Source organism: Actinoplanes regularis (genome assembly GCF_900188005.1).
GTDB lineage: Bacteria > Actinomycetota > Actinomycetes > Mycobacteriales > Micromonosporaceae > Actinoplanes > Actinoplanes regularis.
Genome location: NZ_FZNR01000015.1, coordinates 47484 through 61769, shown reverse-complemented (window position 1 = coordinate 61769; position 14286 = coordinate 47484). Strand labels below are relative to the sequence as shown.

At 69.7% G+C, this 14286-nt stretch carries 12 protein-coding genes; 8 read left to right on the top strand and 4 right to left on the bottom strand.

All coding sequences use genetic code 11. The features are described 5' to 3' along the window. Positions 1–27: 27 nt before the first annotated feature. The 3 genes from CHC09_RS30990 to argG are packed head-to-tail and all read left to right on the top strand — an operon-like array spanning position 28 to position 2668. Complete coding sequence (locus CHC09_RS30990) at positions 28–534, top strand: arginine repressor (RefSeq protein ID WP_089296791.1); 507 nt, start codon at positions 28–30, stop codon at positions 532–534. Next, entirely contained in the window at positions 531–1427 is an 897-nt protein-coding gene (locus CHC09_RS30985; RefSeq protein WP_089296790.1) for a hypothetical protein, read from the top strand. The genes CHC09_RS30990 and CHC09_RS30985 overlap by 4 nt, the downstream gene beginning before the upstream one ends. Continuing rightward, positions 1424–2668, top strand: coding sequence for an argininosuccinate synthase (gene argG / locus CHC09_RS30980; RefSeq protein ID WP_089296789.1), 1245 nt, complete (start codon positions 1424–1426; stop codon positions 2666–2668). The genes CHC09_RS30985 and argG overlap by 4 nt, the downstream gene beginning before the upstream one ends. Before the next feature lie 58 nt (positions 2669–2726). On the opposite strand, the gene CHC09_RS30975 is transcribed toward argG, so the two are convergent. Further along, a complete protein-coding gene (locus CHC09_RS30975) occupies positions 2727–3131 on the bottom strand; it encodes a hypothetical protein (protein ID WP_089296788.1) in 405 nt (134 codons plus the stop codon). Positions 3132–3367: 236 nt separating this feature from the next. Next, entirely contained in the window at positions 3368–4804 is a 1437-nt protein-coding gene (gene argH / locus CHC09_RS30970; RefSeq protein ID WP_089296787.1) for an argininosuccinate lyase, read from the bottom strand. A 125-nt stretch (positions 4805–4929) separates the two neighbouring features. On the opposite strand from argH, the gene dapE reads away from it, so the two are divergent. Then, entirely contained in the window at positions 4930–5988 is a 1059-nt protein-coding gene (gene dapE / locus CHC09_RS30965) for a succinyl-diaminopimelate desuccinylase (protein ID WP_089296786.1), read from the top strand. A 59-nt stretch (positions 5989–6047) separates the two neighbouring features. Here dapE and CHC09_RS30960 read toward each other — a convergent pair whose 3' ends face one another. Together CHC09_RS30960 and CHC09_RS30955 are read right to left on the bottom strand one after the other, a co-directional pair. Next, complete coding sequence (locus tag CHC09_RS30960; protein WP_089296785.1) at positions 6048–6914, bottom strand: ABC transporter permease; 867 nt, start codon at positions 6912–6914, stop codon at positions 6048–6050. Positions 6915–7578: 664 nt separating this feature from the next. After that, a complete protein-coding gene (locus tag CHC09_RS30955; RefSeq protein ID WP_089296784.1) occupies positions 7579–8628 on the bottom strand; it encodes a LacI family DNA-binding transcriptional regulator in 1050 nt (349 codons plus the stop codon). Between the two features lie 183 nt (positions 8629–8811). Here CHC09_RS30955 and CHC09_RS30950 point away from each other — a divergent pair, with 183 nt between their 5' ends. Genes CHC09_RS30950 through CHC09_RS30935 form a run of 4 tightly spaced genes read left to right on the top strand, consistent with a single transcriptional unit; the run spans position 8812 to position 14277 of the window. Then, on the top strand, positions 8812–10068 hold the full coding sequence (locus CHC09_RS30950; RefSeq protein ID WP_089296783.1) for a sugar ABC transporter substrate-binding protein: 1257 nt from the start codon (positions 8812–8814) through the stop codon (positions 10066–10068). Beyond that, positions 10068–11639 carry an ABC transporter permease subunit gene (locus CHC09_RS30945; protein ID WP_143232694.1) on the top strand — a complete coding sequence of 524 codons (1572 nt, stop codon included), beginning with the start codon at positions 10068–10070 and terminating at the stop codon, positions 11637–11639. The genes CHC09_RS30950 and CHC09_RS30945 overlap by 1 nt, the downstream gene beginning before the upstream one ends. Beyond that, complete coding sequence (locus CHC09_RS30940; RefSeq protein WP_089296782.1) at positions 11636–12484, top strand: sugar ABC transporter permease; 849 nt, start codon at positions 11636–11638, stop codon at positions 12482–12484. The genes CHC09_RS30945 and CHC09_RS30940 overlap by 4 nt, the downstream gene beginning before the upstream one ends. Continuing rightward, a complete protein-coding gene (locus tag CHC09_RS30935; RefSeq protein ID WP_089296781.1) occupies positions 12481–14277 on the top strand; it encodes a glycoside hydrolase family 13 protein in 1797 nt (598 codons plus the stop codon). Before CHC09_RS30940 ends, CHC09_RS30935 begins: the two co-directional genes overlap by 4 nt. Positions 14278–14286: the final 9 nt, after the last annotated feature.

The following is a 14286-nucleotide window of genomic DNA, read 5'->3' as shown; positions in this document are numbered from 1 at the left end:
CGGCGCGGAGCGAAGCGGGGTGTCGAAGTGAGCGGACCGATCACGAGGGCGGGACGGCACGCCCGGATCGTCGAACTGATCCGGGGTCGCACCGTGCGCTCGCAGACCGAACTGGCCGACCTGCTCGCCGCGGAGGGCGTGCAGGTCACCCAGGCCACGCTCTCCCGTGACCTGGAGGAGCTGAACGCGGTCAAGGTCAGCGGCGCCTACCTGATCCCGGAGGACGGCAAGCGGCCGCTGCGCGAGACCACCGGGCAGGGGCCGGCCCGGCTGATCCGGCTGCTCAGGGAGCTGCTCACCGGCGTCGACTCGAGCGGGAACATCGCGGTCCTGCGTACCCCGCCGGGCGCCGCCCAGTTCCTGGCCAGCGCGCTGGACCGCTCCGGCCTCTCGGATGTGGTCGGCACCATCGCCGGCGACGACACCATTTTCGTGGTGGCCCGCGACAACGGACCCGATTCCGGTGCCGCCCTCGCAGAGAAGCTCGGAAACTGGAGCCGGTCGGACGCCGACCGCCAGGAGGAGAACCGATGACGCACTTCCCGCCCGCGGTGGAAACCCGCTTCCCGGACTTCGCCGACCACACCGGCAAGCTGGCCGGGCTCGGCGTGGAGTTCTTCCTCGCCTCCAACGAGACGATCCGGCCGCACCTCAACGAGACGCCGTACGGGCACAAGCTGACCTGGCTCGACTTCACCGACACCACGGAGAAGGACTGGTCGATCCGGGAGTTCCTGAACCTGTTCAACGTGATCAACGGCATCGCGTTCGGCGACCGGGGCATCCCGATGCCGCAGTGGGTGATGGTCGACCTGATCCTGATGCCGGCCGCCGCGCTGATCGCCAGCCTGCCGCAGGACGAGTTCGCGGCGATGGTGGAGCGTTCCACGTTCCGCTTCGACACCGACGTCAAGCAGCTGCTGCGCAAGGTGCAGGAGGACATGCGGGCCAGCGGCTACACCGGCCCGGTGCCGGTCGGTGGCTACTGTGCGGCGCCGTCCGCCGAGCCGGGCCGCTGGGTGGGCTGGTCGCTCTGGTCGCTGATGCCGGCCGTCGGGCTCGGCAAGGCCGCCAAGGCCCTGGCCCTCTCCGCCTACCGCGCGCAGAAGCTGGACGGCGTCACCCAGTACGACAACAGCGCCCTCAAGGTGCACACCGAGTTCGGCGCGCTCAAGGTGCTGGTCGCCACCGTGCCGTTCCACACCGCGCCCGGATCGTTCGTCTACCAGAGCGACCTCACGCTCCCGGCCGGGGGCGGCTTGTCCGAGCCGAGCTTCCTGCTCGATCCGTTCGACTACAGTCGCCAGCAGGCGATGCAGAAGGACATCGAGTCGGGGCGCTCTGAGTTCTATGTCCTCCCGCCCGGCCATGTTCGCCGGGACGGTAAGACATATGTGCCGATTCTCGAAAAGGAACTGCCGCGATGACCAAGCGCAAGATCGTTCTCGCCTTCTCCGGTGGGCTGGACACCTCGTACGCCCTCGTGGACTTCCGCGAGAAGGGCTGGGACGTGGTGACCGCCAACATCGACACCGGCGGCCTGCACAGCGGTGAGGCCGAGGTGGTCTCGGCCCGGGCGCGGGAGCTGGGCGCCGTCGAGCACCACGTCGTCGACGCGCGCGCCGAGCTGTACGACCGGGTCGTCACCTACGCGATCAAGGCGAACTACCTGCGCAACGGCGCCTACCCGTCGTGCGTCGGCGCGGAGCGGCTGATCCAGGCGGAGAAGGTCGTCGAGGTGGCGCTCCAGGTCGGCGCGGACGCCGTCGCGCACGGCTCGACCGGTGCCGGCGCCGACCACGTCCGCTACGACGCGGTGATCCGCGCGCTCGCCCCGCACCTGGAGATCATCACCCCGGTCCGGGACGAGCGGCTGGTCCGCGAGGAGGAGGCCGAGTTCCTGCGCAGCCGGGGCTTCGCGGTCAGCGAGAAGGTCAAGAAGTATTCGATCAACGAGGGCCTGATCGGCACCTCGATCGGCGGCGAGGAGACGTACGGCTCCTGGGAGTACCTCCCCGAGGACGCCTGGACGTACACGAAGTCGATCGACGCCGCCCCCGAGCAGGGCGTCGAGCTGCTGCTGACCTTCCACAAGGGAGAGGTCGTCGCGGCCACCACGGCCGGCGGCGACGCCGTCGAGGGCACCGGGCCGGGCGCGCCGAACTACGCGATCCTGCGGGCGCTCAACGTGCTCGGCGGTGAGCACGGCGTCGGCCGGGGCATCCACATGGGCTCGACCATGGTCGGCAACCTGGCCCGGGTCGGCTTCGAGGCGCCCGGCATGCTGATCCTCATCGCGGCCCACCGCGAACTGGAGAAGCTTGTCCTCTCCAACCGGCAGCAGGCCACCAAGGCCACCCTCGGCAACACGTACGGCGACCTGCTGCACGAGGCCGTGTACTTCGACCCGATCATGGACGACTTCCGGGCGTTCCTGGACTCCAGCCAGAACCGGGTCACCGGGACCGTGCGGGTGCTGCTGCACAAGGGCAACATCGTGCTGCTGGGCAGCAAGAGCCCGCACAGCCTGCTGGACGCCGCGACCCGGCAGGGCGTGGTCTACGGCCACGGATCGTCGGCGTGGACCGGCGAGCAGGCGCGGGCGTTCGCCCACATGTACGCCATGCCGGGCAGCATCGCCCGCGTCGCCGGCCAGCCCGCGGAGTGACAACACGGCCGTCGGGACGCTCGTCGCTCATGGCATCACCGCGACGAGCGTCCCGCGGTCAGTGCTCCAACGGTGGTGAGGCCTCAGCGGGTAGCGCGAAGACATCGTCGCTACGCAGGCAATCCCCGCGCGGCTGAGGAGACAGCGGCCAAGGCTCGTCCGTCACGACCTCGGCACGCCATCCACCGATCGCGAGCCCGTCCCCGGCATACGCGGTGAACCGGTCGTCGACCGCGTCCCCGAGCAGCCCGGCATGCTCGAGAACGACGAACAGCGCGTCCGCCGCACACGACACCATCTCGGCCGCGTCCTCAGCGCTCGCGCCCGGCTCGAGTTCCTGATGGATCCGCCGAGCGGCGGCGAGCAGCCGCCCGGCATCGGTAACGGTGAAGTCCCGCCGCAGCCGCACGGACAGGTTCATCCCGTCGACGAGCGGCTCGGCCCCAGCAATCCCGTCGGTCACGTCAGCACGATACGACCAGCGCCGCCGAATTACCGGCCCGGCGTCCAGCCCAGCGTGCTGCCCACCCCTCGGTCGAGCCGGCCCTGTCGGCTGGCGCCCATAGCCGTCAAAATGCCGCGACACCGCCACCGAGCCCAGCCTGTTTGCGATGGCTGGGTCCGGTGGCGGTGTCGCCGGTACGGACAGCTATGTGCGAACCAGCCGGCTGCGGCTGGCTGGGCCCGGTGGTGGTGTCGTCAGCGGGGGACGACCTTCTCGACCGCCCACTGGCGCCAGGTGTCCAGTTTGTGTTCGACCGTGGCGAGCTGCTCCCGGACCGGACCGGGGCCGGTCGAGCCCGGCGTCGTCCGGGCGGCCAGGGCCGAGGAGACCGAGAGGACCTCGCGGACCGCCGGGTCCAGGTGGTCGCTGACCGACTTCAGGTCGTCGTCGGTGAGATCGTCCAGTTCGCACTCCCGGGCCGAGCAGAGCGCGACCAGCTTGCCGGTGATCTCGTGGGCGTCACGGAACGGCACGTTGCGGCGGACCAGCCAGTCGGCGACCTCGGTGGCCAGGGAGAAGCCGACCGGGGCGGCGGCGGCGAGGCGGTCCACCCGGACGGTCATCGTGGAGACCATCCCGGCCAGGGCGGGGAGCAGCAGCTCCAGGGTGTCGACCGCGTCGAAGGCCGGCTCCTTGTCCTCCTGCATGTCCCGGTCGTACGTCAGCGGCAGGCCCTTGAGCATGGTCAGGACCGTGACCAGGCCGCCGATCAGGCGGCCGCTCTTGCCCCGGGCCAGCTCGGCGATGTCCGCGTTCTTCTTCTGCGGCATGATCGACGAACCGGTGGCGAAGGCGTCGTCGAGCTCCACCCAGCCGAACTCGGTGGAGGTCCAGAGCACCACCTCCTCGCCGAGCCGGGACAGGTGCACGCCGATCAGCGCGGTGATGAAGAGGAACTCGGCGACGAAGTCACGGTCGGCGACGGCGTCCATCGAGTTCGGCGCGGGGGCGGCGAAGCCGAGTTCCTTGGCGACCGCCGCCGGGTCGAGCGGCAGCGAGGAGCCGGCCAGGGCGCCGGAGCCCAGCGGGCTGATCGCGGTACGCACGTCCCAGTCGCGCAGCCGCTCCAGGTCGCGCAGCAGCGGCTGGACGTGGGCGAGCAGCCAGTGGCCGAAGCTGACCGGCTGGGCGTGCTGCACGTGGGTCAGGCCCGGCGCCGGGGTGTCGACGTTGCGAGCGGCCTGCTCGGTGAGGGCGTCGGCCAGCTCGATCAGCGCGACGGCCACCCCGCGGGCGTGATCACGCAGGTAGAGCCGCAGGTCGGTGGCGACCTGGTCGTTGCGGGACCGGCCGGCGCGCAGCTTGCCGCCGAGCGCGCCGAGGCGCTCCAGCAGGCCGCGCTCCAGGGCGGTGTGCACGTCCTCGTCCTCGATGGTGGGGCGGAACTCGCCGGTGGCGCAGGCCGACTCCAGGTCGTCCAGCGCGGCCAGCATCCGGCCCAGCTCGTCCGCGTCGAGCAGGCCCGCGTTGGCCAGCACGCGGGCGTGCGCGCGGGAGGCGAGCAGGTCATAAGGCGCCAGTCGCCAGTCGAACTGGACGCTGACGCTCAACCGGGCCAGGGCCTCCGCCGGGCCACCGGCGAATCGCGCACCCCAGAGCCGGGTCGGCTCGTCACTCTCCGGCACACCCACTCCTCGATCGTTGGCTCAGCGCTGGCTTCCCGACCCTATCGTCGCGAGGGGGCGACGAGGTGTCACCCGACGGTGCCGGGAAGGCCGTGCGCATAAAAATGCTTTGTCTCTGATAATATTACAGCATGGCAGATCTCGATCTCACCGGCGACGTGGTCGCTCTCACCCGCACCATCTGCGACATCCCCTCGGTCAGCGGCGACGAGAAGGAGCTCGCCGACGCGGTGGAGGCCGCCCTGCGGGGGTGTGCCCACCTGGAGGTGCTGCGCGACGGTGACGCCGTGGTCGCCCGGACCAACCTCGGCCGCCCGACCCGGGTGGTGCTCGCCGGCCACCTCGACACCGTGCCGATCAAGGACAACGTGCCGGTCGTGGAGGACGGCGAGATCCTGCGTGGCCGTGGCACCGTCGACATGAAGGCCGGCGTCGCCGTCATGCTTCAGCTTGCCGCGCTCCTGGAGACGCCGCGCTACGACGTCACCTACGTCTTCTACGACCACGAGGAGGTCGCGGCCGCGCTGAACGGGCTCGGCCGCCTGGTCCGCAACCACCCGGAGTGGCTGGCCGCGGACTTCGCGATCCTCGGGGAGCCGAGTGACGGCACCGTCGAGGGCGGCTGCCAGGGCACCATGCGCGTGAAGATCACGGTGCCCGGGGAGGCCGCGCACGCCGCCCGTTCGTGGCGCGGCAGCAACGCGATCCACAGCGCCGGCGCGGTTCTCGACGTGCTGCGGGCCTACGAGCCGCGGCGGCCGGTCGTCGAGGGTCTGCAGTACCGCGAGGGTCTGAACGCGGTGAAGATCGAGGGCGGCATCGCCGGCAACGTCATCCCCGACCTGTGCACGATCTTCGTGAACTATCGCTTCGCCCCGGACCGCGACACCGACGTCGCCGAGGCCCACCTGCGCGAGGTCTTCGCCGGCTTCGAGCTCGAGGTGACCGACCGGGCGCCGGGTGCGCGGCCGGGGCTGGACCAGCCGGCCGCCAAGGAGTTCGTCGAGCTTGTCGGCCGTACGCCGCAGGCGAAGCTGGGCTGGACGGACGTGTCGCGCTTCGCCGGTCTGGGCATTCCGGCGGTCAACTACGGGCCGGGGGATCCGCTGCTGGCCCACACGGACGGCGAGTTCATCCCGGTGCCGGAGATCCGCGTCGCCCTGCAGAACCTGACGAACTGGCTGAGCTGACCGCCGCTACGGGGGACATATGGCCGGTCCGCGGAAACAAGCGGCGAGAGTCTGGGTGGTCACAGCGAGGCCACCTTCCGGTAACGGGCGAGCAGGAGCAGGAGGCACGCGGCGACCAGGCATGCCGCCTCGATGCCGTAGATCGGGCCGAATTCGCCCACGCCCACGTCGAGCTGGCTCTCCCTCTCGGTGAGCCACTCGCCGACGCCTCCGATCAGGAAGGCCGGGCTGGCCAGCCCGGACAGGCTGTTGGCGGTGGTGCTCGGCAGCGAGGCGAGTACGCCGACGACCGGGACGGTCATCATGAAGACTGCCACGATGCCACCGGCGGCGAACGCCTGCTTTCCGGTGAGCGACGCGATCAGCAGGCTGAGACCGGCGAACATCACCGCCCAGAGCAGGTTGTAGGCCCAACCGGGCAGCAGGTCCCAGAGCTCGTCGAACACCCCGCTGACGCCGGTCCTGGTGGTGAACGCGGCGCCGAGGAACATGATGAACTGCGGCACGCCGAGCAGCAGCCAGATCGCGGCCGTCATGGCGGCGAACTTGGCGATCACGTAGTCGGCCGCCCGCAACGGACGGCTGAAGTAGAGCGGCAGCACCCCGGCCCGCAAGTCGCGGGAGACCAGTTGCGGCGCGACGATCGCCGCGAAGAAGACGATCAAGAGGCTCATCTGGTCGGCGTACTGGACGTAGCTGAAGAACATCTCTCCGGTGATCGACCGGACGGCCGCCGCGATGACGGCGACCAGCAGCATGATGCCGGCCACGAGCCAGGGGAAGATTTTCGCCTTGGCGGAGCGGCCGAGCCCGAAGGCGGCGCGCAACCCGTGCACGAAGAGGGCCCGCTGCATCGCGACGCGACCCAGCCGGGGACCGGAGTACCGCTGGTAGCCGATGTCATGGATGACGCCGGTCTCGGACATCGGCGGTCTCCTTCGGGGTGAAGAGGCAGCCGCCGTTTTTATTGGCGTCACCGTGACGGAAGTACGAACGCGGGGACCCTGGCCCGTCGGCCGCCGCTCACGCTACCTGCGAAACCGGGTTGAGAAACACCCGCTCAGCGCTGCAACCGGGCCCGGTCTGGGCGCTGAGGCCCAGCCGAGTCTGTTGTCACCGACGGTCGGCGACAGCGCCGGCAGCAAGCCGCGCGACGCTGAACCGGTTCAGAAAGTTGGAGCGACCTGGATCGCCGCTAAAAAGTGACGCGGGTCACATTGAAAGAGTTGCGAAGAGTGATGGCCGAGGCGGGTTCTCGTCACCCGGCGTTGCAAGTCGCGCGCATGCCCTTGCGACGGGTGTCCGAAAACGTCGCCGATTCCTGGAAACCTTGCGGGAAGGCCGCCTCAACCTGGGCCGACGCCGCCCGCCCGAACGAGTTCAAGAACACGCTCTCCCGAGCAATCTCGCATCTTTGTCTTGCAGATCGTGCAAGAAATTGCAGCAAGTTTCTTCAGCCGGCCACGGGATCGGGTGCGGCGGGTACCCGGAAGATCGGCCGGGCGGCGGTTGGCCGAAGGGCCGGCCGGGCGGCGGGCAGCCGAGGGACCGACCGGCCGAGCGGGCGTCGGCTGCGGCGGTGACCAGTGCTTATGCGGCAGGAGCTTCGGCGGTCAGAGCCCGCCGCGCGGGTGCCATCGCCGTCGAGTTACGCACCACCAACTCCGGCCGGAAGAGGTACTCCGACCTGGGCGCACCATGCCCGTTGATGTCGTCGACCAGCGACCGCACCGCCGCCACCGCCATCGCCGCCACCGGCTGCCGCAACGTCGTCAGCGGCGGATCCGTGAACGCCATCAGCGGCGAGTCGTCGAACCCGATGATCGAGACGTCACCGGGAACTCTCATCCCACGGCGCCGGGCGGCCCGGATCGCGCCCAGCGCCATCATGTCCGACCCGCAGATGATCCCGGTGACGCCCTTGTTCAGCAGTCGTTCAGCAGCCACCTCGCCCCCTTCGACCCCGAAGAGTGTCAGCTCCACCAGGTCATCCACTTCGGAGGCGAGGACGCCGAGTTCGCGCTGCATGGCGGCCCGGTAGCCGTCGAGTTTGCGCTGCACGGGGCTGAACCGGTGAGGTCCGGAGATCATCCCGATCCGCTGATGGCCGAGGGAGGCGAGGTGCCCGACGGCCAGGTCGCCGGCAAGCTGCTCGTCGCAGGAGACGAACGGCGCGTCGATGCCGGCGGTGTGGCCGTTGACCAGCACGATCGGCAGCGGGCGGGTGAGCAGCCGCTGGTAGCGCTCGATGTCGGCGGTGGTGTCGGCGCGCAGGCCGGAGACGAAGACGATGCCGGAGACCTGCCGGTCCAGCAGCATCTCCACATACTCGTCCTCGGTGACGCCGCCGGGGGACTGGGTGCAGAGCACCGGCGTGTAACCGGACTGGGCCAGGGTCGACTCGATGACCTGCGCGAACGCCGGGAAGATCGGGTTGTCCAGCTCGGGCACGACCAGGCCGACCAGGCCGGCGCTGCGCTTGCGCAGCCGCTCGGGGCGCTCGTACCCCAGCACGTCGAGGGCGGTCAGGACCGCCTGCCTGGTTTCCGGGGAGACACCGGGGCGGTCGTTGATGACGCGAGAGACCGTCGCCTCGCTGACCTGGGCTTGACGGGCAATGTCCGCCATCCGTGCACGCATGTTGCCACTGTAGTGCCGGGCCGTTACAGGTCATGAGCCTGCAAGCCCTTCCATTGGCTGCAAGAGCTTGCTAACGTCCCCGCAACAAGGACGACACCTTACCGATCTTGTGGGCGCCGAGCTATGTCCGCGCTCAGGTCATATTTTCTCATGCAAAATCCGTCTAAGAACGGGAGTACTACCATGCGCATCCGAACTGCGGGTGTGATCGCCGCAAGCATGCTCTGCCTGGCCGGCGTCGCCGCGTGCGGCGACAAGAAGGACGACAAGGCCGCTGGGTCGAACCCGTCCGCTGCCGCCGCCTCCGGCGAGCTGGTCATCTGGGCCGACGACAAGCGCTCCGCCGCGCTCAAGCCGTTCGCCGACAAGTTCGGCCAGGAGAACGGCGTCACGGTCAAGATCCAGGCGATCTCCAAGGACCAGCAGACCGCCTTCCTCACCGCCTCCCAGCAGGGCAGCGGCCCGGACGTGATGGTCGGCGCGCACGACTGGATCGGCAACCTGGTGCAGAACGGCGCCATCGACCCGGTGCAGCTCTCCGACGCACAGAAGAGCGGCATCCAGGCCGGCGCCATCAAGGCGATCACCTTCAACGGCCAGACGTACGGCGTTCCGTACGCCACCGAGAACCTGGGCCTGATCCGCAACACCGAGCTGGCCCCGACCGCCCCGGCCACCATCGAGGACCTGGTCGCCACCGGCAAGAAGCTCAAGGCCGAGAAGAAGGCCTCCGAGATCCTCTGCCTGCAGTCCGGCCAGAACGGCGACGCGTACCACTCGTACCCGCTGTACGCCTCGGCCGGCGGCTACCTGTTCGGCACCACCGCCAGCGGCGACTACGACGCCAAGGACCTGGGTGTCGGCAAGCCGGGCTCGATCGCCGCGTTCGAGAAGCTGCGCGCGCTCGGCGAGAAGGGTGACGGCGCCCTGAAGCGCTCGATCACCGGCGACAACTCGATCGCCACCTTCACCGGCAAGAAGTGCGCGTTCCTGGTCTCCGGCCCGTGGGCGACCGCGGACGTCAAGAAGGCCGGCATCAAGTACGACATCTCCCCGATCCCCGGCTTCAAGGGCGGCAAGGAAGCCACGCCGTTCCTCGGCGTGCAGACGTTCTACGTCGCGTCGAAGGGCAAGAACAAGGCCCTGGCCCAGGAGTTCGTCACCAACTACGTGACCACCCCGGACCTGGCCGTCGCCCTCTACAACGCCGAGCCCCGGCCGCCGGCGCTGACCGCCGCCCTGGAGCAGGTCAAGGGACAGGACCCGGACCTGGCCAAGTGGGCCGACGCCGGTAAGAACGCCATCCCGCTGCCGGCGATCCCCGCGATGGCCGCCATCTGGGAGCCGTTCGGCAAGGCCGAGGCCGCCGTCATCGGTGGTGCCGAGGCCAAGACGACCGTCGAAGCCGCCGCCAAGACGATCTCGTCCTCGATCAAGTAATGACGACGCAGCTCGAAGGGCCCGCTACGCGGGCCCTTCCCGCCCCCGAGGAAACGACGCCCGAGCGGAGTACGACGACTGCCGGGCTGCTGGTCAAGATCGTGCTGCTCGGCCTGCTCGTGGCAACCGCGGTCTGGGCGGCTTTCCCGCTGGCCAGTGGTGAACACTGGGTCGGTCTGGGAATCCTGCTGGCGACCACCGCCGGGCTGCTCTACCTGTACATCACCCCGCGGCACATCCCGGCGAAGTACCTGGTCCCCGGCACGATCTTCCTGATCATCTTCCAGATCTTCCCGGTGCTCTACACGGCGAGCACGGCGTTCACCAACTTCGGTGACGGCCACCGGGGCACCAAGGCGGAGGCGGTCACCGCCATCCAGACCGCGTCGGTCACCCGGGTGCCCGGCTCCACCGAGTACCAGCTGAAGATCGTCACCGAGGGCGATCCGGCCACCGGTGCGCTGGCCTTCCTGATCACCGACCCGAAGAGCGGTCAGGTCTCCATCGGCGACGCCGACGGCCTCAAGCCGGCCGACGGGAACCCGCCGGCGGGCTGGACCGTGCTCAACGCCGGTCAGGCGAGCGCGCGCAGCAAGGAGATCACCGACTTCGCGGTGCCGACCGCGGCGGGCGCGATCCGCTCGGCGGGGCTCTCCCGGGCGTACGAGGGAAAGGCTGTTCGGGCCTTTGATCCCGCGACCGACAGCATCACCGACACCACCAGCGGCAAGGTGTGGAAGGCCGACGACGACGAGGGCGCGTTCATCGCGGCCGACGGCGAGCGGCTGGCCCAGGGCTGGAAGGTCGACGTCGGGTTCGCGAACTTCACCCGGGTGCTCACCGACGAAACCATCTCCAAGGACTTCCTGCGGACGCTGATCTGGGACTTCATCTTCGCGATCGCGTCCACCGGCGGCACCTTCGTGCTCGGCATGTTCTGCGCGATCGCGTTGCAGTCCAACCGGATGCGGTTCAAGGGCTTCTACCGGGTCGCCATGGTCCTGCCCTACGCCATGCCGTCGTTCGCGATGCTGCTGGTCTGGCGGGACATGTTCAACACCGACTTCGGTCTGATCAACAACGTGCTCGGCATCCATGTCGACTGGCTGGGCAGCGCGTTCTCCGCGCAGATCGCGGTGCTGCTGGTGCAGCTCTGGCTCGGCTACCCGTACATGTTCCTGGTGACCACCGGCGCGCTGCAGGCGATCCCGGGTGAGCTGACCGACGCCACCAAGGTGGACGGCGCCGGCCCGTTCCAGGCGTTCCGGGCGGTCAAGCTGCCGCTGCTGCTGGTCGCGCTGAGCCCGCTGCTGATCTCGTCGTTCGCGTTCAACTTCAACAACTTCAACGCGATCTACCTGACCACCGAGGGCGGCCCGTTCCCGGCCGACAACCCGAGCAACGGCGCGACCGACCTGCTCATCACGTACACGTACCGGCTGGCCTTCGGCGGGTCCGGCGCCCAGTACGGCTTCGCGGCGGCCATCTCGATCTTCATCTTCCTGATCGTGGCCGTGGTCTCCGTGGTGAGCTTCCGGCGCACCCGCGCTCAGGAGGAGGTCTACTCATGATCAGATGGATGAAGCAGGTCGGGTGGCGGCATCTGGTTGCCATTCTGGCCGTGCTCTTCTCGCTGGGGCCGATCGTCTTCGTGCTCTCGGCGGCGCTCAACCCGCTGGGCACGCTCTCGTCGAGCACCCTGATCCCGAGCGGCGCCTCGGCCGACAACTTCACCCGGCTGCTTCAGGACACGAACTTCCCGTCCTGGTTCCTGAACTCGGTGGCGATCGCCGGGCTGGCCAGCCTGATCTCGCTGTTCCTCTCCGCGCTGGCCGCGTTCGCGTTCAGCCGGCGGCGGTTCAAGGGGCGTCGTACCGGCCTGCTGTCCCTGCTGTTGATCCAGATGTTCCCGCAGTTCCTGGCCGTGGTCGCGCTCTTCCTGATCTTCTCGAAGATCACCGACCTGTGGCCGGCGATCGGCTTCAACACCTGGTGGGGCATGATCCTGCTCTACCTGGGCGGCGCGCTCGGCGTGAACACCTGGCTGATGAAGGGCTTCTTCGACACGGTTCCGAAGGAGCTGGACGAGTCGGCGACCGTGGACGGCGCCTCGCACACCGGGATCTTCTTCAGGATCCTGCTGCCGCTGGTCTCGCCGATCCTCGCGGTCAGCGGCCTGCTCTCGTTCATCGGCACGATCAACGAGTTCCTGCTGGCCAACCTCTTCCTCACCGACGGTGGCTCGAAGACCCTCGCGGTCGGGCTGTACGGCCTGGTCCAGGGCTCGGAGCGGAACACCAACTTCGGGATCTTCTGCGCCGGCACGCTGCTGACCGCGATCCCGACCGTGGGTGTCTTCATGTACCTGCAGCGCTACATCGTGGAGGGCCTCAGCGCGGGTGCGGTGAAGGGATGACCCGGCTGCTCCTGCCGCACCATGACGGCTCCGAGGGGTACGTCTCGAACCCCACGCCGGCCCTGGGCGAGACGGTCACCGTCTTCGTCCGGGTGCCGGCCGGAGCCCGGGTGTCGCGGGTGCATCTGCGCTGGGTCCACGACGGCGAGCCGGTCTTCGCCCCGGCGGTGGTGGACCGGCGGGACGGCGGCGGGGAGTGGTGGCGGGCCGAGCTGGAGGTCCGCAACCCCGTCACGCGGTACCGGTTCCTGCTCCGGACCGCGGGCGGTGAGGTGCGCTGGCTGACCGGCTGCGGCCTGACCGGGCACGACGTCCCGGACGCGACCGACTTCCGCCTGGTCGCCTACGCCCCGGGGCCGGCCTGGGCGCGCGACGCGGTGGTCTACCAGATCTTCCCGGACCGCTTCGCGCGCTCCGCCGCCGCAGACTCCCGGCCCACCCCGGACTGGGCGGTGCGTTGCGCCTGGGACGAGCCGGTCGCGGCCGCGGGCCCGCTGCGCGCGACCCAGCTGTACGGCGGGGACCTCGACGGCGTCGCCGAGCACCTGGACCACGTCGCCGACCTCGGCGCGAACACGGTCTACCTGACCCCGTTCTTCCCGTCCCGCTCCAACCACCGCTACGACAGCGCCTCGTTCGACGCCGTGGATCCGCTGCTCGGCGGGGACGCGGCGCTGGTCCGGCTGGCCGAGGCGGTGCACGCCCGGGGCATGCGCCTGATCGGTGACCTGACCACCAACCACACCGGCGACGCGCACCCGTGGTTCCCGCGCGAGCGGGACCTCTATTACTTCACCGCGGACGGCGGTTACGAGTCCTGGATGGGCGTACCGAGCCTGCCCAAGCTCAACTGGGGCGGCCACGAGCTGCGCCGCCGGTTCGCGCGGATCGCGCAGCACTGGCTGACCTATCCGTACGCCCTGGACGGCTGGCGTGTCGACGTCGCCAACATGACCGGCCGCCGCGGCGCCGACGACTGGTCCCGCGAGGCGGCCGTCCTGCTTCGCCGCGCGGTGCAGAAGGTCCGCCCGGACGCGCTGCTGCTCGCCGAGCACGCCCACGACGCCACCGGCGACCTGGACCGCAACGGCTGGCAGGGCACGATGAACTACGCCGGCTTCACCCGCCCGGTGTGGAGCTGGCTGCGCGCCGACGAGCTGCCTTTCCCGGACTTCCTGGGCGTGCCCGGCGAGGTGCCGCACCGGGACGCGGCGGCCCTGGTGGCGACGATGAGCGCGTTCTCGGCGCAGATGTCCTGGCGGTCGTGGACGAGCTCGTGGCAGATCCTCAGCTCGCACGACACCCCGCGGATCCGGTCGGTGGTCGGCGACGCCGCTCGCCACGAGGTCGCCACCGGCCTGCTCTGCACCCTGCCCGGCACGCCGATGATCTTCGCCGGCGACGAGCTCGGGCTGACCGGCTTCAACGGTGAGCACTCCCGGACGCCGATGCCGTGGCGCCGGCCGGAGACCTGGGACCGCCGGACCCTCGGTGCCTACCGCGAGCTGATCGCGCTGCGCCGGACCCAGCCGGCGCTGCGTGCCGGCGGCCTGCGCTGGGCGCACGCCGACGGTGACACCCTCGCCTTCCTGCGGGAGACCCGGGACGACGCGGTGCTCGTGGTGGCCCGGCGCGCGGCGGGGGAGCCGCTCCGGTTGTCCGGGCTGCCGGCCGCGGTCAGCGGAGAGAACCTCTACGGCGGCGCCGAGGACCTGAAGGTCGCCGCAGATGGATGTATTGAAATATGTGGTGACGGACCCACCTTCCAGGTGTGGTCCGTGCGTAACACCTGACGAATCACC